The organism is Ruegeria sp. CI8 (genome assembly GCF_056536865.1).
The window spans coordinates 420255-442449 of record NZ_JBQFQL010000002.1; the positions used below are offsets into that span (position 1 = coordinate 420255).

A 22195-nucleotide genomic window follows, 5' to 3' on the forward strand; every position below is an offset into this window, starting at 1 on the left:
GCTACATAGCGAGGGAGCATCAGAAATGTCTGATACCACGGCCAGCCAATCCCGGTTTCAGCGGTTTTTCGTGACCACGCCGGACAAATTCAATTTGGACAACAAATACACCGAAGCCGCGCTGGAACGGCACAAGCGCGAGGGGCTGGAACTGGCCGTCCGCGCCCGCTGGATCGCCATGGCGTTGACCGGTGTCCTGCTGGTGTTTCTGAATCCGAACTGGGATGTGATGTGGTATCATTTTATCCTGCTGCTGCTCTGCGGCAACGGCTGGCTGATCCGGCGCGCTGGCCGTGTGGGCCAATCCCGGATCGAGCTTCTGCTGATTTTCGCCGATCTGCTGATCATGACGCTGGGCATGGTCGTTCCCAACCCGTTCAGCGACGATGTGCGCCCGCTGGCGATGCAGTACCGGTTCGACAATTTCCAGTATTTCTTCATCATCCTGGCCGCAGGTACGCTGGCCTATTCCTGGCGCACGGTGATCGCCATGGGCAGCTGGACGGCCCTGATGTGGACGGCGGGCTGGATCGTCGCCTGGTGGGTGGCCACGCCCATCTCTGGCCTCAGCGAAAAGGTTGCCACCGCGTTGCAGGGCTATCCGGCCGTGGCCGAACTGTTGGACCCCAACAGCTTCATGGTTCCGATGCGCGTGCAAGAGGTGATCGTGTTCATGATGGTCGCGGTTACGCTGGGCGTGTCGATGCGGCGGCTCAATCGCCTGTTGATCTCAAATGCCGGACTGGAGCGGGAACGCGCCAACCTGTCGCGATACTTCTCGCCCAATGTCGTCGAGGAACTGAGCCAGAACGACGAGCCGCTCAAGCAGGTGCGCAAGGAAAACATCGCGGTTCTGTTCATCGACATCGTGGGCTTCACGAAATTCGCTGCCGGCCGCGACCCGTATGAGGTGATCGAGGTGCTGCGGGGCTTCCATGCGCGAATGGAGGCCGAGGTGTTCCATCACCACGGAACCTTGGACAAGTATCTGGGCGACGGGCTGATGGCCACGTTCGGCACGCCGGTTCCAACCCCGCTGGACGCGGTCAACGCCCTGTCCTGCGCGCGGTCAATGGCTGACATCATCGACCGTTGGAATCTGGAACGCCGACGGGCAGGCGAGCAGGAGATTCAGGTTGGCATCGGTGTTCACTACGGTCCGGTCGTTCTGGGCGACATCGGGGCCAACCGGCTGGAATTCGCGGTGATCGGAGACGCGGTCAATCTGGCTGCCAAGCTTGAAGCAATGACGCGAAAGATGGGTGCGCGGATTGTCATCAGCGACGCGCTGCGCGAAAAGGCCCTAAGCGAAGCGTCGACGGCTGCCGATCTGATGAACGGGTTCCAGCGCCACGATGCACAGGCGGTTGGCGGCGTCGAGCGGCCGGTCGATATCTGGGCGCTGCGTTGACCGCTCTCAGGACCGTGGCATCGGAAGCATTGCCTTGTTGTACGGCTTCCAGTCCGTGATCTCGGGGTAGTACTGTCGCCGCCAAGCCCGCACCCGCGGGTTCATCACACGCCGCCACAGCGGCGGGACCATCGCCGCGATCGTCATCACCGGATAGCCATAGGGCAGTTGCGGGGCCGCTTCGGCAGGGTGGTTCTGCAGCAGCGGAAACCGCCGGTTGGGCTTGTAATGGTGGTCCGAGTGGCGTTGCAGATTGATCAGCAGCCAGTTCGAGGCCTTGTGCGCGGCGTTCCACGAATGGCGCGGCCGGACATGTTCGTATTTGCCGTCGCCCAGGTATTTGCGCGTCAGCCCGTAATGCTCGACATAGTTGACCAGCTCCAGCTGCCAGATCGCGGTGCCCGCCTGAACCAGGAACAGCCCCAGCCCTGGCCACCCGCCGAGCAGCAGCGCCAGCGCCAGCATCAGCCCCTGCAGCGCCCAATACCGCCAGAACGGGTTTGCCCGGTCCGTCCAGTTCAGCCCCTTGCGCGCCAGCTTGGCCTTTTCGGCCTGAAACGCGGACACCAGGCACTGGCGCAGGACGCGCGGATAAAAGCGGTGGAACCCTTCGTTGTAGCGCGCGGTCACCGGGTCGCGGGGCGTGCCGACATAGCGGTGGTGCACCAGCAGGTGTTCGGACCGGAAATGCGAATACAGAACCATCGCCAGCAGGATGTCGCCCAGCCACCGCTCCAGCCGGCCCTTCTGGTGCATCAGTTCGTGGCTGTAGTTGATGCCGATCGTGCCCGAGATCACGCCCATCCCGAAGAACAGCCCGATCTTTTCCAGTGATGACAGATGTTCGGCGCGGGTGGCGTACCAGATCAGGCCATAGAGCGTGAAAAACTGGACCGGAACCCAGGCCTTGGTCAGCAGGACGTACCAGCGCAGCGCGTCCTCGGGCGTTTCGGGGTCGGCGTTTTCAAGGTTCAGCCCGGTGAGGCCGTCCAGCGCTGCGAACAACCACCAGGTGGACAGCGGCACCAGTAATACCCACCAGCCGCCGGCGAAAGCGGTGAACCAAAGGATCGGGATCAATAGGAACGAAACCCAGAAAGGAAGGGCTGTTTGCCAACGCGACAGGGTATCAGTCGAGATCATGGTCAGGCTCCGAAACTCTGCCGTCAGGATAATCCCGCCCGATTCATTTTCCCAGATGCAGAACTGCCGCGCCACAGATCATGCGCCTTGCGCATCACGGTCGGAAGATCGCCGGGGCGAAAGGCATGTATGGGCGTCACGACCAAGCCCACGGGGTCCACCTCTGCGGGAACGGCGGCGGTCCAGACGCGCAGGATCAGGTGGAAATGGGTAAAGGTGTGTCGCACTTCAGCGGGCAGTAGGGTCCAATCGGCCGGAAAGGGCGGCGCCTCGGCCGTGTTCTCGGCCCAGTCCGAGCCCGGAAAGCCCAGCATCCCGCCCAACAGCCCGGTTTCCGGGCGGCGCTCCAACAGGATTGCGCCATCGGCGCGCTGTGCAATGTAGACGTGGCCAAGCCGGGTGGGCTTCGGCGCCTTGGGCGTCTTGCGCGGCAGGTCGGCCTGTGTTCCGGCGGCGCGGGCCTGGCACGGATCTCGCAGGGGGCAAATGCCACAGGCCGGAGACTTCGGCGTACAGATCGTGGCGCCCAGATCCATCACCGCCTGGGCATAATCGCCGGGGCGTTCCTCCGGGGTCAGCGCGGCGGCCTTCGCCTTCAGCAGAGGTTTCGATTTCGGCAGCGGGTCGTGGATGTCGTGCAGCCGGGCCATGACCCGCTCGACATTTCCGTCCAGCACGGTTTCGGGCCGGTCAAAGGCGATGGCCGCGATGGCGGCGGCGGTGTAAGGGCCGATGCCGGGCAGCTTCATCAGCGCATCATGGCTGTCGGGAAAGTGCCCGTCGTGCTGGTCCACCACCGCGCGGGCGCATTTCAGCAGGTTGCGGGCGCGGGCGTAATAACCCAGCCCGGCCCATTCCGCCATCACCTGGTCATCGGGCGCGGCGGCCAGCGCCCGGACATCCGGCCAACGCGCGGTGAAGCGCAGGAAATAACCCTGCACGGCGGCCACCGTGGTCTGCTGCAGCATCACCTCGGACAGCCACACGCGATAGGGGTCGGGCTGCACGCCCGCGGCCCTGTCGGCGGGGCTGACCCGCCACGGCAGGTCGCGGGCATGGCGGTCGTACCAGGCAAGCAGGCTGCGGCTCAGGTCGAAGGTGGCGGTGTCACGCAAGTTTTATCCATTTCTCTGTAGGGTTTCGCTGGCGCCCGGATGCACGCCCATTACAATAGCGGCGCAGGAGTTGGAAACCAGATGCAACCAAGACGGTCCACCACCCGAGGGTTCAAACGCACCGCGTCATTGCTGAGCGATCGGATCCGCAAAGCCGGCGAAAGCCGCGGCTTTGCCGTATCGCGGCTGTTGACCCATTGGGCCGACATCGTGGGCCCCGACATTGCCGCCATCGCACGGCCGGTCAAGGTGGGCTATGGCAAGGGCGGTTTCGGCGCCACGCTGACCGTGCTGACCACCGGACCGCAGGCCCCGATGCTCGAGATGCAGAAGGACCGTCTGCGCGACAAGGTGAATGCCGTCTATGGCTACAACGCCATCAGCCGCATCCGCATCACCCAGACCGCTCCCACAGGATTTGCCGAGGGGCAGGCCAGTTTCGAACACCGTCCGAAACAGGCGAAACCCACCATCGCACCGGAAGTCGTTGCCGAGGCGGACAAAGTGACGCGCGAAGTTCAAGACCAAGACTTGCGCGCGGCCCTTGAACGGCTGGGCCGGAACGTTCTATCCAAACAAAAAACGCTGAGAAAGGGCTGAGTATGAGCCGTATTGCAACCGTAATCTGCGCGGCCGTGGCGCTGGCCGCAGGCGGCTATTGGCTGACCCAATCGCCAAGCACCGTGCCTGTGCCACAACTGGTCGGCAGCGCCGAAGCGCAAAACGCCGATCTGGACACCTCGACCATCGTCGAGATGGTGCAGGGATCCGAGGATGCACCGGTCGAAATCATCGAATACGCGTCCTATACCTGCCCGCACTGCGCGAACTTCCATCAGGGGCCGTACAAGCAGCTCAAGAAGGAATACATCGACACCGGCAAGGTCAAATTCATCTACCGCGAGGTCTATTTCGACCGCTACGGTATCTGGGCGTCGATGGTGGCGCGCTGCGGTGGCCCCGAAAAGTTCTTTGGCATCACCGACCTGATCTATCAGGGCCAGTCCGAATGGACACGCGCCGGCGGCCCGGCCGAGATCGTGGAAGAACTGCGCAAGATCGGCCGTCTGGCCGGGCTGAGCAACGATCAGCTGGAAGCCTGCCTGCAGGACGGCACCAAGGCGCAGACCCTCGTCGCCTGGTATCAGAAAAACGCCGAGAAAGACGGGATCCAGGCCACCCCGTCCTTTGTCGTCAACGGCAAGAAGGTCGACAACCAGTCCTATGACGAGTTCAAGGCTCTGATCGAAAAGGAACTGGGCAACTGATGACCGGGCCTCTGGCCGGTCTGAAGGTTGTCGAACTGGCGCGCATTCTGGCTGGCCCCTGGGCCGGCCAGACCTTTGCCGATCTGGGCGCCGAGGTCATCAAGGTGGAATCCCCGGCCGGCGACGACACCCGCGCCTGGGGTCCGCCCTTCGTGACCCGCGATCAGGATGTCTCGGCGGCCTATTACCATTCGACCAATCGCGGCAAGGCGTCGGTGATCGCCGATTTCTCGACCCCCGAAGGGCAGCAGAAGGTGCGCGCGCTGGTCGCTGACGCCGACGTGGTGATCGAGAATTTCAAGGTCGGCGGGCTGAAGAAATACGGGCTGGACTATGACAGCCTCAGCCAGTTGAACCCGCGCCTCGTCTTTTGCTCGATCACCGGGTTCGGGCAGACCGGGCCTTATGCGCACCGGGCCGGGTATGATTTCATCATCCAGGGCATGTCGGGTCTGATGTCCGTGACCGGAGAGCCCGACGGCCAGCCGCAGAAGGCAGGCGTGGCGATCACCGACGTGTTCACCGGCATTTATGCGGTGGCCGGGGTTCTGGCCGCCCTGCACCAGCGCCAGCGCACCGGGCGCGGGCAGCATGTGGACATGGCCTTGCTGGACGTGGCCGTGGCGGTCACGGCAAACCAGGCGCTGAACTATCTGACGACCGGTCAGGTGCCGCAGCGCATGGGCAACGCGCATGTGAACCTGGCGCCCTACCAGGTGTTCGACTGTGCCGACGGACACATCATCATCGCCACCGGTAATGACCGGCAATATCAGCGCCTGTGCCGGGTGTTGAACCTGCCCGACATGGCCGAGGCGCCCGAATACCTGCACAACAAGGACCGGCTGGCCAATCGCCGCACCCTGATTGCACGGCTGAACGGGGCCACGGCGACCTGGGCCAAAGCCGACCTGCTGGCCGCCTGCGAGGCGCAGGGCATCCCCGCCGGGCCGATCAATACGCTGGACGAGGTCATGGCCGATCCGCAGGTAATCGCACGCGGCATGCAGATCGACCTGGACGGGGTGCCGGGGATTCGCGCGCCATTCGTCTTTTCGGATGCCGATCTGAACCTTTCGCGCCCCGCCCCGAAACTGGGCGAAGACGACTAGGGCGGCGGCGCGGCCGTCAGCAACCGCTGACGCACGTCGTCGGCTTGATACACCTGCAGGCGCACCGGCAGGGTGATGACCTTGCTGCGGAAGGCGGGCGGCAGGCGAACGGCGTCTTTTTCGGTGGTGACCATCTGCGCGCCCAGCAGCCGCGCCTCGTTTTCCAGCCGGGTCATCAGGGCCGGCGTCAACGGCTGGTGATCGTCCAGCGCCTCGGCCCGCAGCAGCCGCGCGCCCTGTTGGCGCAAGGTTTGAAAGAACTTCTCGGGGTGGCCGATACCGGCAAAGGCCAGAACCGGAGTTTCGCTCCAGTCCATCCCGGTTTGCAGCGCCGTGACCTGACCGGTGGCGTGCGGAACGCCCAGCTTGTCGCCCCATTGCTGCGCGAACTGTGCCTGCGCGGCCAAGTCACCCAGCGACAGTACCAGATCGGCCCGTTGCAGCCCCACGTCGACCGGTTCGCGCAGCGGTCCGGCCGGCAGGCACAAGCCGTTGCCAAAGCCGCGGGCCGCGTCCACCACGACGATCGAGAATGTCTTGGCCACCGAGGGGTTCTGGAACCCGTCGTCCAGCACGATCACGGTTGCGCCGTTCTCGGCGGCGGCGCGGGCGCCGGCGGCACGGTCCTTGGCGACCCAGACCTCGGCGAATGCCGCCAGCAACAATGGCTCGTCACCAACCTGCGCCGCCGTGTGTCGGATCGGGTCCACCCGAACCGGCCCCTCAAGCGATCCGCCATGGCCGCGGGTGACCACATGCGGCGTGTGATACGCGTCGCGCAGCTGTTCAAGAACCCAGATCGCCGTCGGCGTTTTTCCGGTGCCGCCAGCATTCAGGTTGCCGACGCAGATCACGGGTACACCCGGATCAACCCCGGGCCCCGACGCCACCCGCCGGGCCGTAGCCCGCGCATAGACGCGGCCCAGCGGCGCCAGCAGCCTTGCGCGCAGGCCGGGGTGATCCGGCGCGTTGTTCCAGAATTCAGGCGCCCTCATGTTCCGCTCCGTGCTGGTCCAGATGTTCCTGTACCATGTCGATCAGGGTATCCACCTGGGGCGCGCTCTCAGTCACCAGTTGCCAGCCGGCAAGGGCCATGTTCGCGGCCAAGTCCGGGGCCAGCAGTTCAACGACAGTGTCGCCCAATTCGGTGGCGGTGCGAATCTCTCGAGCGGCTCCTACACCATCAAGCGCGTCATACAGGGCCTTGTGGCCGCTCACGTCTGGTCCATGGATCAGGGCCGAGCCCAAGGCTGCGGCCGCGATCGGGTCATGCCCGCCTATTCCCGACTCGAGCGTGCTGCCCATGAACGTCACCGGAGAGACGCGATACCAAAGGCCAAGGGCCTCGGGGTCCGACGCAAGGATGACCTGGGTCATGTCTTCGATCATGTCCCCATCTTCCCAGTTGGCACAGCGCAGGTCCATCGTTTCCAGCCTTTTGCGCAGGGGCGCCGCCTCGGACATGTCCGCGACATGCAGGATCAGGGCCAGCCTCGGCAGCATCCGCATGGCCTGCCGATGTGCGCTGAGAACCGAGATGAATTCCTTGGCGTCAACCCACGCCGCCAGCCAAACCGGCCGCCCTGCCAACGCATGGTTCGTCTCGATCAGCTCGTCCTCGGGCCAGGGGCGAAGGGTGGGGCTGATACTGAGCGGCGGAAACAGTGCCACCTTCGAAGCCGGGACGCCCAGACGTCGGATTTGCCGGGCTGCATCCTCGGACGTGACGTGGATCGCACGGAAGCAGTCAAAGGTATAGCGGTTGATGTCCGGCAGCCATTTCCCGACAAAGGCAACACGAACGTCGTTCTCGCCCTCAAGCAGGACCATGGGTATACCGCGTTCGGCCGCGCGGGTGATCACGTTGGGCATCAGGCCGCCGCCGACCCACAGCCCCATGTCGGGCTGCCAGTGCTCCAGGAATCCACGCGCCGCGCCGGTTTTTTCGTCAGGCAGCGGAACCAATTCCATGTCGCAGCCTGCCCAGCGTGTCCGGTCAGCGTCAGGCGGGACGGTCAACAGGATCGACAGCCCTGGCCGGGACTGCTGCAGCCGCTTGCAAAAGTCGTTCACCGCGCGCAGGCGCTGAGCGTTGGCAACATGAATCCAAAGCAACTCACCCGCGGGGCGAGGCGGTGTGTTGTGTCCGGGGGGCTTGGGTACACCCCAGGAAAACGCGCGATAGGCCGCCAGGCTGAGGGATCGAGGTTTGCTCATGCCCGATTCCCCTGAATTGGCTGATCCAGTCGGCCCATCAGCACCTTATGCAATTCAGACCCGGCGCCAACAACACCGTTCAGCCGTGGGTTGGGGTTGTTGAACCGCAACGGGCGCCCGGTACGGTCAGTACAGGTGCCGCCTGCTTCGCGCAGGATCAGGTCTCCGGCCGCGATGTCCCATTCCCAGCTTGGGCGCAAGGTCAGCATCCCGTCGAACCTGCCCTGTGCGACCAGCGCCATACGATAGGCCAGCGACGGGCGGTAGGCCCGACGGAAGATCGGCGCGACCCCGCTCTGCCAATGATCCGCTTTCAGGTTCGGTTTTGCGGCCAGAACCTCGGCTTCGGCCTCTGTGGCCGCCGCGGTCACCCGGATCGGCTGACCGTTCAGGGTTGCCCCCTGTCCCCGCGCGGCAGCAAACAGCATGTCGCGCATCGGCAGGTAGATCACGCCGGCGATGACCTGTCCGCGATCGGCGATCGCCAAGGAATGCGCCCAGGTCCGCGACCCTTCGGCAAAGCTGCGGGTGCCGTCGATCGGGTCGATGATGAACACCCGGTCACGGGTCAACCGATCCTGATTGTCCTCGGTCTCCTCGCTCAGCCAGCCATATCCGGGCCGCGCGCTGGGCAGGCGTTGTTCCAACATCGCGTTGACGGCCAGATCAGCCTCGGTCACCGGCCCGGCGCCCTTGGGTTTGTCCCAGCTCTGCATCTCGCGGCCCGCATAGGCGACGGCAATCCGGCCGGCCTCGCGTGCAGCGTCGATCAGCAGGGACAGGTCAGTTTCCGGCAAGTGTCATCCCTTCGATCAGAAGCGAGGGCACGACCCGGGACAGATAGGTGCGCGCGTCGTTGGCCGGGATGATCCGCATCAGCATGTCCCGCAGGTTTCCGGCAATGGTGCATTCGTTGACCGGGTGCGAGATCTCTCCGTTTTCGACCCAGAAACCCGACGCACCGCGTGAGTAATCGCCGGTATTGGGGTTGATGGTGGACCCTATCATCGAGGTCACCAGCAATCCCGTTCCCATGTCGCGCAGCAGGTCGTCCCGGCTGGACTCGCCCTGGGTCAGGCTCAGGTTCCAGTTGCTGGGAGATGGAGGGCCGGACACGCCACGGGCGGCGTTCCCGGTGGAATTCATGCCCAGTTTGCGCGCGCTTGAAAGATCCAGGGTCCATCCGGTCAGCACGCCGTTTTTGACGATCATCCGGCGCGCGGTCGGCAATCCTTCGGCATCAAACGGGCGCGATCCCGCAATCCTCGGGCGATGGGGGTCCTCGATCAGCGACAGATGTGCAGGCAGCACCTGCTGGCCCAGGCTGTCCTTGAGCCAGGAGGCACCGCGGGCCACCGCCGCGCCGTTGCTGGCCGCCAGAAGATGCCCGATCAAAGAGGACGAGATCCGCTCGTCGAACAATACCGGGAAGCGCCCTGTTTCCGGCTTTCGGGCACCCACTCGCTGCACGGCACGCTCGCCGGCGATCCGGCCGATCTCGTCGGGGCTGCGCAGGTCGGACTGAAAGCTGCGGCTGTCTCCGTCATAGTCGCGTTCCATCCCGGTGCCTTCGCCCGAGATCGCCACGCATGAAACCGAGCGGCTGCTGCGCGCATAGCCACCGGAAAATCCATTTGTCGCGGACAAATGAACCCGGTGGGTGCCATAGGATGCCGCCGCATCAGACACCTGGGTAACGCCTTCCACCGCTAGGGCCGCAGCCTCGGCGGTCAGCGCGTCCTGCATCAGTGCGTCTGCTGAAGGTTCGGGCGTGGGGTCAAAAAGCTCCAAGGAGTCCACGGAAAAACCGCTGGCCAGTTGTTCCGGATCTGCCAGACCGGCGAACGGATCCTCGGGCGCTTCGCGCGCCATGGCCACGGCCCGTTCGGCCATGGCTGCAAGCGTTTCGGGACGACTGTCTGAACCTGATACAATGGCCTGCTGCTTGCCGATGAAAACACGCAACCCAACGTCGGTGCTTTCGGCGCGTTCGGCGTGCTCCAAAGCGCCTCCACGCACCTCGACCGAGACCGAGGATCCGTCGATCACGATCGTGTCGGCCGCTTCGGCTCCGGCCTTGCGGGCCAGGTCCAGCATTTCGTGGCTGATTGCTTCGGGTGATCGGGTCATGGTGCCTCCAATTGATTGTATTGGACCTAGCCTTGGTCAACCCGCCTCGCAAGCCCTTGGGTGTATCCAATGCGTCACGGATGGTGTTGGCACGTTGGGAAATCGGGGTCTACGGAAATAGATCCCGCTGGGAAGGGCCGCAGCTGCAGGGTAAGCTGACTGCAGAGAATGACCGGTCGCCCGGCGGCACTGAAATTTGAGGTATGAGGTTTGGCGCGCTTCTTTGTGGTTGAGTTTGACGAGCCCGGCGTCCTGGCCAAGGGCAAAGGGTCCCGCAACATCATCGTGCGCCTGACTCGGGTGATGGGTAAGCTGGGCGTTCCCTCCGAGGTTTTGCCCTTCGCCGAATTGATGGCACGCGGTGGGATCGACGACCCGCAGAGTTACGTTCTGCTTCACTACAACGAGCTGTTTGTCGTTCAGAACGAAAAAGTTGACTGGCTGCGTGCGCGGGAATCTGAAATCGAGGCACTGGGCCACAGGATTTTGCACTCGGTCGAACATGGCCGCGTCGTCGGGCACAAGATCCGTCAGAACAAGGTTCTGACAGCGGCAGGGGTTCCAATGCCCCGGCTTATCGAGACTGGGTCTTCGTTTCAAACTGCGTTCTCGAACGAAGTTTCGAACGCTCATGTTCCGGTTCAGCTTGTCGGGAATGCTGCAGAGTTGGACCCGGATCGTTACAACACCGAGTATGTCGATTGTCGTCACGAGTATGAAGGTGAGATGTGGCACGTCTGCATTCGTGCGCAAGCGGTGGGCGAACAGGTTCTGTTTTCTTGGGTTAGAGCGGGACGCGAAGCCAGCGTCCATACCCGTGATACACCCGTAAACCCTCAGATGATAAGGTATTTTCACAGGTTGCTGATCACGCCCAACATTGGCCGGATCAACGCGATTGCGAGGGGTGTAAAGGCGGCTTTGGATGTCGGGCTTTATGCCCACGATATCCTTCCCTGTGCCAAGACCGGTCAAATGTTCTTGTGCGAAACAAACTTCAAGTTCTACGATGGAAACCACCGATTTCATATGGCGAGCATCGCGGCTGAGCATCCCGTACCAGCACTGTTCGACGGGCGCAAAGTCACACGGCGGATGGCGCGGGCTTTAGTGCAAGAACTTGATTTGAAGACCTGAAAAGCCCGAGATTGTATCGGACCAAAGAAAAAGGGCGCGGAACACCGCGCCCTTGGTCGAAGGTCAGGCCAAGCGAGCTTACTTGATCCGTTGACCATTGGCCAAAATCTGGCCGTCCTTGGTGAACTCGATCTTGGAGTTCAGCGTGTCGGGCTGGTCGCCGGGAACAGCCATCATCCCCATCATCATGCGCGCGCCCATGGCGTCGTTCTCGGACATGAACCCCATTCCGATCAGTTTGTCGATCAGGGCGTTGGCACCTACCAACCGGAGGTTTGCCTCACCCGCCGGCGCCGGAACGCCACCGAACTCTTCGGTTTTGGAGTTGTCGAAGGTGAAATCACCGGTGCCGGTCAGCTTGGCACCGACCATCGAGACCAGCAGTTCATTGATTTTGAGCGAATGCAGTTCGGCCGGAACCTCGTCCGAGCCGTCCAATGCTTCGGCAACTTCCGGGTCCAGGAAGTTCAGGAGAACCTTTGCGGTGCCCGTCGCATCCAGCGCGATCGTGGCTGGATCGCGCGGCAAGGCGCCTGCGGGGTCGAACATGCTCCACAGAATGTCGGACATGGTGAAGTCTGTCAGGTTCATCGCAAAGCCGAACGGCTCAACCTCTTCGGACGCTTGGATAGGTGCCTCGAGTTTCAAACCGGCCTTCGCCATTGCAATCTCGATGGGAAACGGCAGGTCTGCCGTGGTTACTTCGAGCTTTGCATTGTTCTGTTCGACGTCATACGCCAGACGCTCGGCGTCGATACTGGCACCGAAGCGGCCACCGTCCGAACTGCTGGCCATCGAGAAAGCCTCGCCCTCGCTGGTGCCTGCGATGCTGGTTTGGCCAGCGCCGTAGGTGAAGATCCCGTCAAAGGCAAAACCAGCCTCATATGCGCCTTCCACGTCCGCCAGGCTGAAGCCTTCGGGGATTACGTTCCTGCCTTCAAACTCCAGCTGGTCGAGCTTGCCGTTGATGCGGGCATCTTCGCCCGTTTCCGGGTCTTGGAAATTCAGGTCATAGGTCAGGTTTGCCGCGGTGAAATTCTGGTCGACCTTGCGGCCCTCTCCGATCTGCATCCGGGATGCACCGGCCAGGTTGATCATCTCAAAACCCAGATCCAGCGCGTCGTCGGGCATCGCTTCGCCATCGACCATGATGTTGTCGAGCGCCAGTGCCAGCTTGCTGGCAGAGTAGTCATAGGTCATGTCGTCGGGCGACCCCGAAACCAGCATTTTCAACCCGGTCTGCGAGTACAGGATATCCACCGAGAATTCCTCCTCCTCGGCCTGGCCGGATACCGTCATGGGGAAACTTTCGGGGAATTCGATGCTGACCGTTCCGTCGCCGTTTTCCGTCAGGGTCATTTCCGGAACGACCATGTCGAACGAGCCTTCTCCCTCGGGAAGGTCCATCTTCATGGTCAAGTTCGTGATGGTGGTGACGTCGCCAGAGGTGTTCTGCTCGCCGGTGATGGTGTACCCCATGCTGCCCATGTAGGCCTGCCAATCCGACCAGACATCGTTGGCGGACAGATCGGCAAAAGCGCCTTGGGTTGCAACGGCATAGGCCAGCGCGGCACCGCAGCTGCGGCGGAAGAAAACGGACATAAGGGAACCCTTCTCGGTAAAAATTGCGCGCATGGTCGTGGTTGTCGCGGCTGCCGTCAAGGGGCAAGGGCTGGACGATTTCCCCGTTTGCGCGGTACCACTTTACCCGATTTCAATCCAAAAGGATTACAGGATGCATATGAAGGGCAAAACAGTACTGATCACCGGAGCCAGCCGCGGCATCGGCGCCGAAGCAGGGCGCGTATTTGCCGCAGCCGGCGCCAATGTCGCGCTGGTAGCGCGCAGCCATGATCAGATCGATGCATTGGCTGCGGCATTAGGTGGGAACGCCATCGCGCTGTCTTGCGACGTCAGCGATTTTGCGCAGGTAGAACAGGCGGTTGCGGATTGCGCCGACCGCTTTGGCCGCGTGGACGTGCTGATCGGCAATGCGGGTGTGATCGATCCGATCTTTCACCTGTCAAATGCCGATCCAGCAGCCTGGAGCAAGGCCATCGATATCAACCTCAAAGGTGTGTTCCACGGGATGCGCGCGGTTCTGCCGCTGATGCGGGCGGCGGGCGGCGGGACGGTCCTGACCGTTTCCTCCGGGGCCGCCTCGAACCCGGTCGAGGCCTGGAGCCACTACTGCGCGTCCAAGGCCGGGGCGAAAATGCTGACCGAATGTCTTCACTTGGAAGAGGCGCATCATGGCATACGTGCCATGGGTCTGTCCCCGGGCACGGTGGCGACCGACATGCAGCGGGTCATCAAGGCCAGCGGCATCAACCCGGTCAGCCAGTTGGACTGGGACGATCACATCCCGGCCGACTGGCCGGCGCGGGCGCTGCTGTGGATGTGCTCGGAAGATGCGAACGAGTTTCTGGGAACCGAGATTTCGCTGCGCCGTGACGACATTCGCCAGAGGATCGGCCTGACGTGATCGACCTGACCCAGCAGGACGGTCTGTGGACGGTCACGATCAACAACCCCGGCAAGGCCAATGCCCTGACCGGGGCCATGTTGTCGGACCTGTTGCAGATCGCCGAAGCCGCCCAAGAGGCGCGCGCCCTGATCCTGACCGGAGCGGGCAGGGTTTTCAGTGCCGGCGCCGATCTGGACGAGGCGCGGGCAGGTCTTGCGACCTCGGACCTGTGGGAGCGTTTGTCCGGAGCCATCGCGGCGCTGCCCTGCCTGACCGTCGCTGCGTTGAACGGCACCATGGCGGGCGGGGCCAACGGTATGGCATTGGCCTGTGACCTGCGCATCGCGGTACCCACGGCCAAGGTCTTCTACCCGGTCATGCGGTTGGGGTTTCTGCCGCAGCCATCGGACGTGAAACGCATGCGGGCTCTGATCGGCCCCGCTCGGACCAAGTTGATCCTGATGGCAGGCCAGAAGGTCACGTCGGACGAAGCGCTTGCCATTGGCCTGGTGGACCGGGTGGTCGCTCCGGAAGATCTGATGCAGACCGCGCGGGACCTGGTTGCTGACAGCCTGGCCGCTGATCCGCAGACGGCGGCCGGCATCGCCGGGATGTGCGGATGAGGATCGCTGCCCTTCGCCTGCGTGTGGCTGATCCCGCACGGCTGGCCGATTTCTACAGGGTAAACTTCGGCATGGTCGTTCGTGCCGAGGGAGATGCGCGGCGAGTGGGCTATCCGGGGCCCAGCGCCGACCTTCTGCTGTTGCCCGGAGGCGGCAGATACGCCCACGACCGGGGTCAGAGGTACTGGAAGATCGGCATCACCCTGCCGGATCTCGACCATGCTGCGGAATGGCTCCGACGCGCTGGCATCAACGTCAGCCGTCCGGCCCAGTTTCGAGATATCGGTTACATGTGCCACCTCTCGGACCCCGAAGGCTTCTCGATCGAGCTTCTTCAGCATGATTTCGAGGGGAACCGACCCGAAAAGCAGACGGATGAGAACCCGTTCGGACAAGCCGCCGTGGGCCAGATCACTCTGCGGACCGGCGACATTTCGGCAGAGGATGCGTTTTGCAGGGATTTGGGCCTGCGCCTGCTTTCCATGCAGGACGTGGCCTCGCACGGGTTTGATCTGCATTTCTATGCCTTCACGACCGAGGTGCCGCCGGACCCTGATCTCTGGGCGGTCGCAAATCGCGAATGGCTGTGGAAACGTCCCTATACCACCTTGGAATACCAGCATATTCCCGATGCGCGAATCGTTCCCGCGCCAGACTTTCTGGGCATCGAGGTCGAGGGCTTGGCTGCAACGGAAACAGACCCGATGGGTGACCCGTTCTTGCCAGCCTGATCAACGGCCGCGGCGTCGGCCCGGGACTTTGGATTGAAATCCCGGCGGACGTTTGCGTACCCAGTCCAGAAACCGGTTCAGCCGGGGATGCGTGCGCAGGCTTTCGACAGTGTTGAAGTCTCGCGCAAGCTCGGCTTCGGTCAGGGTGGCGTGCACCTCCTTGTGGCAGATCTTGTGCAGCAGAACCGTGGGACCGCCCTTGCCACCTTTGAGTTTTGGGATCAGATGGTGCAGGCTGCCGGTCCCGTTCGGGATCGGGCGGTTGCAGAGCGGGCAGATCGGATCGCTGTTCGTCATCACCGGAACACAGTCGCGGCTGAACGCAAGTGAGGCAAGAGGGCAGATATGGCACAGGCAGTGGTGATCGGGGCAGGCCCCGCCGGGCTGATGGCCGCCCAAGAGCTTGCCGGGGCCGGGCACAATGTGCTGGTTGCCGAGGCCAAACCCTCGGTGGCCCGCAAATTCCTGATGGCGGGGAAGTCCGGTCTGAACCTGACAAAGGACGAGCCGTTTGACCGCCTGATTTCGGCGTACGGCGATGCGGCGGACTGGTTGCACCCAATGATTGCCGCCTTCGATGCGCAGAGCGTGCAAAGCTGGGCGCGGGACTTGGGCCAAGATCTGTTCACGGGGTCCACAGGGCGGGTATTTCCCAAATCAAAAAAAGCTTCGCCATTGCTGCGCGCCTGGCTGGCGCGGCTGGAAGAGATGCGGGTCGAGATCCGTACCCGTTGGCGCTGGTTGGGTTGGGACGGCCCCGCGCTGGTCTTTGATACGCCGGCAGGTCGGCAGAAAGTGGTTGCTGACGTCACGGTTCTGGCGCTTGGCGGTTCCAGCTGGGCGCGTCTGGGGTCGGATGGCGCCTGGGCGCCGGCTCTGGCCGATGCCGGGGTTCCGCTGGTCCCTTTTGCACCATCGAACGCCGCACTGTCCGTCGAATGGAGCCCCCATATGGCCGCGTATTTCGGTCAGGCGCTGAAATCTGTTCGGTGGCGCGCGGGCGACCTTGCCAGCCGTGGCGAGGCGGTCATTTCAGCCAAAGGCCTGGAAGGGGGCGGTCTTTACCCGCTGACACCCGCGCTTCGGCAGGGTGCTGATCTGTATGTGGACCTCGCGCCGGACCGCACGATTCAGGATCTGTCCGGGCGTCTGTCAAAAGCTGGCCCGAAAACCACTTTGACCCGTTGGTTGAAGAACGGCATGCGACTGCCGCCGCCAAAGATCGCCTTGTTCCACGAAATGACACATGGGCAGAATCAGCGGCGCGATGATTGGGCCAAGACTTTGAAGGCTTTGCCTGTTCGCAACGCAGGCTTGCGCCCGCTGGACGAAGCCATTTCGACCGCAGGCGGGGTTGCGAAAAGCGGGCTGGACTCGGGGCTGATGCTGAAAGCCAAGCCCGGCGTGTTCTGCACAGGCGAGATGCTGGATTGGGAAGCCCCGACCGGCGGCTATCTGTTGACCGCATGCCTGGCGACAGGTCGTTGGGCGGGGCGCTCGGCCGCAGAATGGGCCGGGCTGTCCCAAGCGGATTAGGCGGATTTGGCCATTTCACCCAGTTTCTTGTAGGCCGGACGCTCGCGAACGCGCTTGCCGTAGGCTTTCAGGCTGTCTGAATTCATCGGGAATCCAGCCGACTTTGCCCAGCTCATGCAGTGAATGCACAGGATGTCCGCGATCGTCATCTGCTCGCCCTGGAGGAATGGCCCTTTGAATCGCTGCCCCATGCGTTGAAAGCTGCGGTCAAACTCCCACTGGGCGGTTTCGACGACCTGTGGAACGCGTTTGTCCTTGGGCAGGATGAACATATGGCGGGCGGCCAGCCACAGCGGAGCATCGAATTCTTCCAACAGCGCGTGCAACAACGAATCCTGTTCGGCCCGTTCCGGGGTGCCGGCGGGGTAGGTGAAGGCCCCGTGCTTGTCCGCCAGATAGGTCATGATCGCCGCGCTGTCCGAAATGACTGCATCGCCATCTTGCAGAACAGGGATCTTGCCCGTGCCGTTCAGGTCCAGAACGCGCGGGTCGTGCGGGCCCGCATCGATCCACTCATAGTCCTGCCCCAGTTCCTCCAATAGCCAGATCACCCGAGAGGCACGACTCTGGATGCGCCCGTAGATCTTGTACATGTCATGCTCCTGCGTGGTTGCACTGGCGACAGGGTGGGGGACTGCGCCGCCGCGTCAAGTCGGACGCGCCTTCAGTTCAATTCAGCGTGACCGCGCCAGCATGGCCAGCCGGATCAGAGCGCGCTCGACCAGGGCCATGGCCGGGGCAGTCTGCCCTGCCGACCGGAGAGACAGATCCGTATCCGTCAGCACGGTCAAAGCCGTCTGCAGCTTGTGCGCGCCCCAATTCTGCGCCTGCCGGAGGATCCGGTCACGCCGTTTGCCATAGACCGGCGGCCGGAGTTTGCCGATCCCTTGCGCTGCGCCACCGGGGTCCGAGGCGCAGGCATAGAGCGTGCGAAAATGGCGGGTCGCGCCGATGCACAGGGACACCGCATTGGTGCCCTGCGCCTGCAACCGCCGGATCAGGGGCCCGATTTCACCGGATCGGCCTTCGGCAACGACGTTGAGAACGTCATCCAGGGCCGCCTCATTGGATTGCGGCGCGCAGGCCTCGATGTCTTCGACGGCAACGTCTGAGGCATCACCGCGTTTGTACAGAGACAGCTTTTCAACGGTTTGCGCAAAGTCGCCCGGGCTGAGTTCGGTGGCCAGATCGCTGAGCACGGACATCGCGTCACGGGGAACGCTCGCAAGTCCGGCTTGGGCCAGAACACGCTCGATCTCCGCGCGCGACGGTGGATCGTCATAGATCCCGACCGCATAGGCGGCCCGATGGCCTTCGAACGCTTTGCGCAGCTTCGAGCTGGCCTTGAGCTGCCCGGCGGTCACAATGATCTGAGCGTCGCCTGGCGCCCAATCCTCGAGCGCGGCGGTGATCGCCGGGGTTGCGGCGTCGGTTGCATCCTCGACGAATACGGCGCGCGCGCCGGGAAAGAACCCGACAGCCTTCACGGCATCCAGCAGAAGGGCAGGATCCGCCCGCAGATCCGAGGCCGGAAGACGGGTCAGGCGCATTTCCTCTTCGGCACCTGGGCCCAACAGCGCGGCCAATACCTGCTGGCGCTTGAGCGCGACGCGCATCGCGTCGGCGCCGTAGATCAACAATCCCGTCTTGTCGGGGTCAGGTTTGGCGAAATACCCCTCGGCGTCGCGCGGGGACAGCTTCATGAAGCCAGGCCCGGTGCGGAATACAGGCGCGTGACGATCTGATCGGACAGGATGACCATCAGCCTCTCTTTGGCATCCCGTTCATCAGCGAGCGTGGAAACGGTGGACCCCGCGGCGGAGTAGCCTACGAAATCGGCCACAGTGCCGGACACAAGGATCTGGCCCGTTTCATTGGATCTCAGCGTATAGCTGGCGCGCCCGTCAATCGAATACCGGTTGGTCTCGTTCGAGGTCGTGATGGCGGCCCCGCGGGTCACCGTAGAGACCTGCACATTCAGGCTGTAATCCTTGGCTGAACTGACGCTGCGCCCGAGGGACTGCTCCAGATTCTGCACCAGAAGGTAGCTTTCGACCGAATCTGGCGCTGACACGGCGACCTTGCCGTATAATTCGCTGCCAGCGCCGCCCGGGGCATAAACCGGCTGGAACCCACAAGCGGGCGCCACGGTCAACGCCGCCAACGAAAGCAGCAGGTTTCTGCGGTCAAACAACGACATTCACGATCCGGCCCGGAACAACGATCACCTTTTTCGGAGCAGCGCCATCCAGCGCCTTCTGCACAGCTTCGGTGCTGAGCGCGATTCTTTCAACCTGCGTCTTGTCCAGATCCTTGGCCACGCTGATTTCGGCACGGCGCTTGCCGTTGATCTGGATGGGCAGGGTGACGGTTTCATCGACCAGCATCGACTCGTCCGCCACCGGCCAGGGCGCCAGCGCCACCAGCCCTTCGCCGCCCAGCATCTGCCACAGCTCTTCGGACAGGTGCGGCGTCATCGGCGACATCAGCTGCGCCAGCGTCATGGCCGCCTGCCGCTTGGCCTGCGCGCCCGCCTTGGATTTGGCCAGCGTGTTGGTAAAGGCATAGAGCTTGGCGATCGAGGCGTTGAAGCCAAAGGATTCGACCCCGCCGGTCACGTCATGGATGGTCTTGTGCATCTCGCGCAGCAGCGCTTCGTCCTCGGCATTGGCCGGGGCGTCGGATGCGGCGATCTCGGACACGATGCGGTGCACGCGGCTGAGGTGCTTGTGCGCGGCCTCGGCGCCGGCGGCGGTCCATTCCACGTCACGCTCGGGCGGCGAATCGGACAGAACGAACCAGCGCGCGGTATCCGCCCCGAAGGCCGAGATGATGCTGACCGGGTCCACCACGTTCTTCTTCGATTTCGACATCTTGGCCGAGGGGATGATCTCGACCGGCTCGCCCGTCGCCTTCAGCTTGCCGTCCTCGACCTCTTCCGGCAGGTGATAGACCGGGCGGCCCTTGTCGTCGCGGGTCTGATAGATTTCATGGGTGACCATGCCCTGGGTGAACAGCGCGTCGAACGGCTCGATCGCCTTTTTCGGCAGATGCCCGGTGATGTGCATGGCGCGGGCGAAGAACCGCGAATACAGCAGGTGCAGGATCGCGTGTTCGATGCCGCCGATATACTGGTCCACGTTCATCCAGTACTCGGCTTCGGCCAGATCGGTCGGCGTTTCCGCCCGCGGGGCGGTGAAACGGGCGAAATACCACGACGAATCGACGAAAGTGTCCATCGTGTCGGTTTCGCGCTTGGCCGGTTTGCCGCAGGACGGGCAGGCACAGTCGCGCCAGGTCGGGTGACGATCCAGCGGGTTGCCCGGTTTGTCGAAGGTGACATCGTCGGGCAGGCGAATCGGCAGGTTTTCCTTTTTCTCCGGCACCACGCCGCAATCGTCGCAATGTACCACCGGGATCGGACAGCCCCAGTAGCGCTGGCGCGACAGGCCCCAATCGCGCAGGCGGTACTTGGTCACGCCTTTGCCCCAGCCGGCCTTCTCGGCAAAGTCGATAGTCGCGTCGATGGCTTCCTGTCCGGTGGCCTCGGTCAGACCGGCGAAATGGTTGACCCAGTGCACCTTCTGCTCTTTCGGCGGGACGAAGGCGATCTTGTCCACCGGCGTGTCGTCATCCAGGGCAAAGAAGGTGTCGATTACCGGCAGGTCGTATTTGCGGCAGAAATCCAGGTCGCGCTGGTCATGCGCGGGGCAGGCAAAGATCGCGCCGGTGCCGTAATCCATAAGGATGAAATTCGCGATCCAGACCGGCAGTTCCCAGTTCGGGTCCAGCGGGTGTTTGACGCGGATGCCGGTGTCGAAACCCAGCTTCTCGCCGGTCTCAATAGCCTCTTCCGTGGTGCCACCCTTGCGGCATTCCGCAACGAATTCAGCGACTTCGGGGTTCTCGGCCTCAATCTGCTTGGCTATCGGGTGATCGGGCGAGATACCCACGAAAGACGCCCCCAACAGCGTGTCCGGCCGCGTGGTATAGACGGTGATGGGCGCGCCGCCGTCGGTGCGCTCGAAGGAAAACTCGAGCCCGCGTGACTTGCCGATCCAGTTCTCCTGCATCAGCCGCACCTTGGCGGGCCAGTTGTCGAGCGTATCCAGCGCATCAAGCAACTCTTCCGAGAACTCGGAGATCTTGAAGAACCACTGGGTCAGCTCGCGCCGCTCGACCAATGCGCCCGAGCGCCAGCCGCGGCCGCTTTCCACCTGTTCGTTCGCCAGCACGGTCATGTCCACCGGGTCCCAGTTGACCACGGCGTTCTTGCGATAGACCAGGCCCGCATCCAGCATGTCGAGGAACAGCGCCTGCTGCTGGCCGTAATATTCCGGGTCACAGGTCGCGAATTCGCGCGACCAGTCGATCGACAGGCCCAGCGGCTTCATCTGCGCGCGCATATCGGCGATGTTGCCATAGGTCCAGTCCTTGGGGTGGCCGCCGATGGCCATGGCCGCGTTTTCCGCCGGCATCCCGAAAGCGTCCCAGCCCATCGGGTGCAGAACGTTGTGCCCGGTGCTCAGCTTGTGGCGCGCGATCACGTCACCCATGGTGTAGTTGCGCACATGCCCCATGTGGATGCGCCCCGAAGGATAGGGGAACATTTCCAGCACATAGTATTTCGGCTTGTCCGCCGTCCGTTTGGCGGTGAAGATCCCGGCCTTGTCCCAGGCCTCTTGCCATTTTGCTTCGATTTCGTTGGCCGAGTAACGCGACATCATGCGGTCCTTCGTGAATGAAAACGCCGGGCAGGGGCCCGGCGTGGTAATATTGTGATTTTCTGCGGGTTGCTAGAGCTTGTTGTCCGCGATCCGCAGCTGACGCGCCCGCGAAAGAATCGCATCTTCGACCGCACGCGTGGTCGCCGCGCTGACCGGAGCGCCTCCGCTGGTCTGCAGCGCCACCGACAGGGACCGCGCCGCCAGGGCCGGATCACTGATGTGCACCGTCGCCCGATAGGACCGCCCGCCGCCCGGCGGTTTGCCGTAACCCGTTATGATAACGCCGGTAAACGGATCCACCTCCTGTACTGGCAGGAAGCTGAGCACATCCAGCGACGCCGCCCACAGGTACCGGTTGACCTGGGTGACCTGTTCCGAGTTGTTGGGGCCGAACACATCCCAGATGGTCGAACGATTCGGATCGTTGAGCTCGCGGGCCTCGGACGAGCTGCCGTCGGCGGATAGAACATTGGGGTTGGGCGACGTGCTCCGATTCTGTCCGCACGCAGAAACGGAGGCAGTCAAAACGGTCAAACCCAAAATCGTCAGCAGGCGCATCGTCGGCAGGTCCTGTTTTC

General features: G+C 63.1%; 22 protein-coding genes. 9 read left to right on the forward strand and 13 right to left on the reverse strand.

The window, feature by feature from the left end; genetic code table 11:
• Nucleotides 1-25 precede the first annotated feature (25 nt).
• Nucleotides 26-1411, forward strand: coding sequence for an adenylate/guanylate cyclase domain-containing protein (locus ACR0DA_RS12730; RefSeq protein ID WP_170341274.1), 1386 nt, complete (start codon nucleotides 26-28; stop codon nucleotides 1409-1411).
• A 6-nt stretch (nucleotides 1412-1417) separates the two neighbouring features.
• On the opposite strand, the gene ACR0DA_RS12735 is transcribed toward ACR0DA_RS12730, so the two are convergent.
• Both ACR0DA_RS12735 and mutY read right to left on the reverse strand, forming a co-directional pair.
• Nucleotides 1418-2554, reverse strand: a complete 1137-nt coding sequence (locus tag ACR0DA_RS12735; protein ID WP_480754308.1) for an alkane 1-monooxygenase — start codon at nucleotides 2552-2554, stop codon at nucleotides 1418-1420.
• Between the two features lie 23 nt (nucleotides 2555-2577).
• Nucleotides 2578-3669, reverse strand: coding sequence for an A/G-specific adenine glycosylase (gene mutY, locus ACR0DA_RS12740; RefSeq protein ID WP_480754309.1), 1092 nt, complete (start codon nucleotides 3667-3669; stop codon nucleotides 2578-2580).
• A gap of 81 nt (nucleotides 3670-3750) precedes the next feature.
• Here mutY and ACR0DA_RS12745 point away from each other — a divergent pair, with 81 nt between their 5' ends.
• Genes ACR0DA_RS12745 through ACR0DA_RS12755 form a run of 3 tightly spaced genes read left to right on the forward strand, consistent with a single transcriptional unit; the run spans nucleotide 3751 to nucleotide 6049 of the window.
• Nucleotides 3751-4269, forward strand: coding sequence for a DUF721 domain-containing protein (locus ACR0DA_RS12745; RefSeq protein ID WP_480754311.1), 519 nt, complete (start codon nucleotides 3751-3753; stop codon nucleotides 4267-4269).
• A gap of 2 nt (nucleotides 4270-4271) precedes the next feature.
• Nucleotides 4272-4937 (forward strand): DsbA family protein, encoded by a 666-nt coding sequence (locus ACR0DA_RS12750; RefSeq protein WP_475145139.1) that lies wholly within the window; start codon nucleotides 4272-4274, stop codon nucleotides 4935-4937.
• Nucleotides 4937-6049: a CaiB/BaiF CoA transferase family protein gene (locus tag ACR0DA_RS12755; RefSeq protein ID WP_480754313.1), complete on the forward strand. Its 1113-nt coding sequence runs from the start codon at nucleotides 4937-4939 to the stop codon at nucleotides 6047-6049. Before ACR0DA_RS12750 ends, ACR0DA_RS12755 begins: the two co-directional genes overlap by 1 nt.
• On the opposite strand, the gene lpxK is transcribed toward ACR0DA_RS12755, so the two are convergent.
• The 4 genes from lpxK to ACR0DA_RS12775 are packed head-to-tail and all read right to left on the reverse strand — an operon-like array spanning nucleotide 6046 to nucleotide 10396.
• A complete protein-coding gene (lpxK, locus tag ACR0DA_RS12760; protein WP_480754315.1) occupies nucleotides 6046-7044 on the reverse strand; it encodes a tetraacyldisaccharide 4'-kinase in 999 nt (332 codons plus the stop codon). The two genes, ACR0DA_RS12755 and lpxK, sit on opposite strands and share 4 nt — an antisense overlap.
• A complete protein-coding gene (locus ACR0DA_RS12765; protein ID WP_480754316.1) occupies nucleotides 7031-8266 on the reverse strand; it encodes a 3-deoxy-D-manno-octulosonic acid transferase in 1236 nt (411 codons plus the stop codon). Before ACR0DA_RS12765 ends, lpxK begins: the two co-directional genes overlap by 14 nt.
• Nucleotides 8263-9063 carry a 3'(2'),5'-bisphosphate nucleotidase CysQ gene (locus tag ACR0DA_RS12770; protein WP_480754317.1) on the reverse strand — a complete coding sequence of 267 codons (801 nt, stop codon included), beginning with the start codon at nucleotides 9061-9063 and terminating at the stop codon, nucleotides 8263-8265. Before ACR0DA_RS12770 ends, ACR0DA_RS12765 begins: the two co-directional genes overlap by 4 nt.
• A complete protein-coding gene (locus ACR0DA_RS12775) occupies nucleotides 9050-10396 on the reverse strand; it encodes a TldD/PmbA family protein (RefSeq protein WP_170364236.1) in 1347 nt (448 codons plus the stop codon). Before ACR0DA_RS12775 ends, ACR0DA_RS12770 begins: the two co-directional genes overlap by 14 nt.
• Nucleotides 10397-10699: 303 nt before the next feature.
• Here ACR0DA_RS12775 and ACR0DA_RS12780 point away from each other — a divergent pair, with 303 nt between their 5' ends.
• Complete coding sequence (locus tag ACR0DA_RS12780; RefSeq protein WP_480754319.1) at nucleotides 10700-11533, forward strand: hypothetical protein; 834 nt, start codon at nucleotides 10700-10702, stop codon at nucleotides 11531-11533.
• A gap of 78 nt (nucleotides 11534-11611) precedes the next feature.
• On the opposite strand, the gene ACR0DA_RS12785 is transcribed toward ACR0DA_RS12780, so the two are convergent.
• Complete coding sequence (locus ACR0DA_RS12785) at nucleotides 11612-13135, reverse strand: DUF2125 domain-containing protein (protein ID WP_480754321.1); 1524 nt, start codon at nucleotides 13133-13135, stop codon at nucleotides 11612-11614.
• Nucleotides 13136-13268: 133 nt separating this feature from the next.
• Here ACR0DA_RS12785 and ACR0DA_RS12790 point away from each other — a divergent pair, with 133 nt between their 5' ends.
• The 3 genes from ACR0DA_RS12790 to ACR0DA_RS12800 are packed head-to-tail and all read left to right on the forward strand — an operon-like array spanning nucleotide 13269 to nucleotide 15354.
• The gene (locus tag ACR0DA_RS12790; protein WP_170588603.1) at nucleotides 13269-14018 is read left to right on the forward strand and encodes an SDR family oxidoreductase; all 750 of its coding nucleotides are present in this window, start codon (nucleotides 13269-13271) and stop codon (nucleotides 14016-14018) included.
• A complete protein-coding gene (locus tag ACR0DA_RS12795; protein WP_480754322.1) occupies nucleotides 14015-14623 on the forward strand; it encodes an enoyl-CoA hydratase/isomerase family protein in 609 nt (202 codons plus the stop codon). The genes ACR0DA_RS12790 and ACR0DA_RS12795 overlap by 4 nt, the downstream gene beginning before the upstream one ends.
• Nucleotides 14620-15354 carry a VOC family protein gene (locus tag ACR0DA_RS12800; RefSeq protein ID WP_480754324.1) on the forward strand — a complete coding sequence of 245 codons (735 nt, stop codon included), beginning with the start codon at nucleotides 14620-14622 and terminating at the stop codon, nucleotides 15352-15354. Before ACR0DA_RS12795 ends, ACR0DA_RS12800 begins: the two co-directional genes overlap by 4 nt.
• On the opposite strand, the gene ACR0DA_RS12805 is transcribed toward ACR0DA_RS12800, so the two are convergent.
• Nucleotides 15355-15651 (reverse strand): HNH endonuclease, encoded by a 297-nt coding sequence (locus tag ACR0DA_RS12805; RefSeq protein ID WP_170342229.1) that lies wholly within the window; start codon nucleotides 15649-15651, stop codon nucleotides 15355-15357.
• 48 nt (nucleotides 15652-15699) lie between these two features.
• Here ACR0DA_RS12805 and ACR0DA_RS12810 point away from each other — a divergent pair, with 48 nt between their 5' ends.
• Nucleotides 15700-16890 (forward strand): TIGR03862 family flavoprotein, encoded by a 1191-nt coding sequence (locus ACR0DA_RS12810; RefSeq protein ID WP_480754325.1) that lies wholly within the window; start codon nucleotides 15700-15702, stop codon nucleotides 16888-16890.
• On the opposite strand, the gene ACR0DA_RS12815 is transcribed toward ACR0DA_RS12810, so the two are convergent.
• From ACR0DA_RS12815 to ACR0DA_RS12835, 5 genes are all read right to left on the reverse strand, one after another.
• Nucleotides 16887-17483 carry a glutathione S-transferase family protein gene (locus tag ACR0DA_RS12815; protein WP_170459915.1) on the reverse strand — a complete coding sequence of 199 codons (597 nt, stop codon included), beginning with the start codon at nucleotides 17481-17483 and terminating at the stop codon, nucleotides 16887-16889. The two genes, ACR0DA_RS12810 and ACR0DA_RS12815, sit on opposite strands and share 4 nt — an antisense overlap.
• Nucleotides 17484-17564: 81 nt before the next feature.
• Complete coding sequence (gene holA / locus ACR0DA_RS12820) at nucleotides 17565-18593, reverse strand: DNA polymerase III subunit delta (protein WP_170364912.1); 1029 nt, start codon at nucleotides 18591-18593, stop codon at nucleotides 17565-17567.
• A complete protein-coding gene (lptE, locus tag ACR0DA_RS12825) occupies nucleotides 18590-19090 on the reverse strand; it encodes an LPS assembly lipoprotein LptE (protein WP_170342238.1) in 501 nt (166 codons plus the stop codon). The genes holA and lptE overlap by 4 nt, the downstream gene beginning before the upstream one ends.
• The gene (gene leuS, locus ACR0DA_RS12830) at nucleotides 19077-21614 is read right to left on the reverse strand and encodes a leucine--tRNA ligase (protein ID WP_480754328.1); all 2538 of its coding nucleotides are present in this window, start codon (nucleotides 21612-21614) and stop codon (nucleotides 19077-19079) included. Before leuS ends, lptE begins: the two co-directional genes overlap by 14 nt.
• Nucleotides 21615-21686: 72 nt before the next feature.
• Nucleotides 21687-22175, reverse strand: a complete 489-nt coding sequence (locus ACR0DA_RS12835; RefSeq protein ID WP_170341302.1) for a DUF3576 domain-containing protein — start codon at nucleotides 22173-22175, stop codon at nucleotides 21687-21689.
• Nucleotides 22176-22195: the final 20 nt, after the last annotated feature.

Excerpts from the sequence above, each read along its gene's own strand:
- ACR0DA_RS12730 (WP_170341274.1), top strand. The coding sequence starts at position 26 with ATGTCTGATACCACGGCCAGCCAATCCCGGTTTCAGCGGTTTTTCGTG.
- ACR0DA_RS12735 (WP_480754308.1), bottom strand. The coding sequence starts at position 2,554 with ATGATCTCGACTGATACCCTGTCGCGTTGGCAAACAGCCCTTCCTTTC.
- ACR0DA_RS12745 (WP_480754311.1), top strand. The coding sequence starts at position 3,751 with ATGCAACCAAGACGGTCCACCACCCGAGGGTTCAAACGCACCGCGTCA.
- ACR0DA_RS12750 (WP_475145139.1), top strand. The coding sequence starts at position 4,272 with ATGAGCCGTATTGCAACCGTAATCTGCGCGGCCGTGGCGCTGGCCGCA.
- ACR0DA_RS12755 (WP_480754313.1), top strand. The coding sequence starts at position 4,937 with ATGACCGGGCCTCTGGCCGGTCTGAAGGTTGTCGAACTGGCGCGCATT.
- lpxK (WP_480754315.1), bottom strand. The coding sequence starts at position 7,044 with ATGAGGGCGCCTGAATTCTGGAACAACGCGCCGGATCACCCCGGCCTG.
- ACR0DA_RS12765 (WP_480754316.1), bottom strand. The coding sequence starts at position 8,266 with ATGAGCAAACCTCGATCCCTCAGCCTGGCGGCCTATCGCGCGTTTTCC.
- ACR0DA_RS12775 (WP_170364236.1), bottom strand. The coding sequence starts at position 10,396 with ATGACCCGATCACCCGAAGCAATCAGCCACGAAATGCTGGACCTGGCC.
- ACR0DA_RS12780 (WP_480754319.1), top strand. The coding sequence starts at position 10,700 with ATGGGTAAGCTGGGCGTTCCCTCCGAGGTTTTGCCCTTCGCCGAATTG.
- ACR0DA_RS12785 (WP_480754321.1), bottom strand. The coding sequence starts at position 13,135 with ATGTCCGTTTTCTTCCGCCGCAGCTGCGGTGCCGCGCTGGCCTATGCC.
- ACR0DA_RS12790 (WP_170588603.1), top strand. The coding sequence starts at position 13,269 with ATGCATATGAAGGGCAAAACAGTACTGATCACCGGAGCCAGCCGCGGC.
- ACR0DA_RS12800 (WP_480754324.1), top strand. The coding sequence starts at position 14,620 with ATGAGGATCGCTGCCCTTCGCCTGCGTGTGGCTGATCCCGCACGGCTG.
- ACR0DA_RS12805 (WP_170342229.1), bottom strand. The coding sequence starts at position 15,651 with ATGACGAACAGCGATCCGATCTGCCCGCTCTGCAACCGCCCGATCCCG.
- ACR0DA_RS12810 (WP_480754325.1), top strand. The coding sequence starts at position 15,700 with ATGGCACAGGCAGTGGTGATCGGGGCAGGCCCCGCCGGGCTGATGGCC.
- ACR0DA_RS12815 (WP_170459915.1), bottom strand. The coding sequence starts at position 17,483 with ATGTACAAGATCTACGGGCGCATCCAGAGTCGTGCCTCTCGGGTGATC.
- holA (WP_170364912.1), bottom strand. The coding sequence starts at position 18,593 with ATGAAGCTGTCCCCGCGCGACGCCGAGGGGTATTTCGCCAAACCTGAC.
- lptE (WP_170342238.1), bottom strand. The coding sequence starts at position 19,090 with ATGTCGTTGTTTGACCGCAGAAACCTGCTGCTTTCGTTGGCGGCGTTG.
- leuS (WP_480754328.1), bottom strand. The coding sequence starts at position 21,614 with ATGTCGCGTTACTCGGCCAACGAAATCGAAGCAAAATGGCAAGAGGCC.
- ACR0DA_RS12835 (WP_170341302.1), bottom strand. The coding sequence starts at position 22,175 with ATGCGCCTGCTGACGATTTTGGGTTTGACCGTTTTGACTGCCTCCGTT.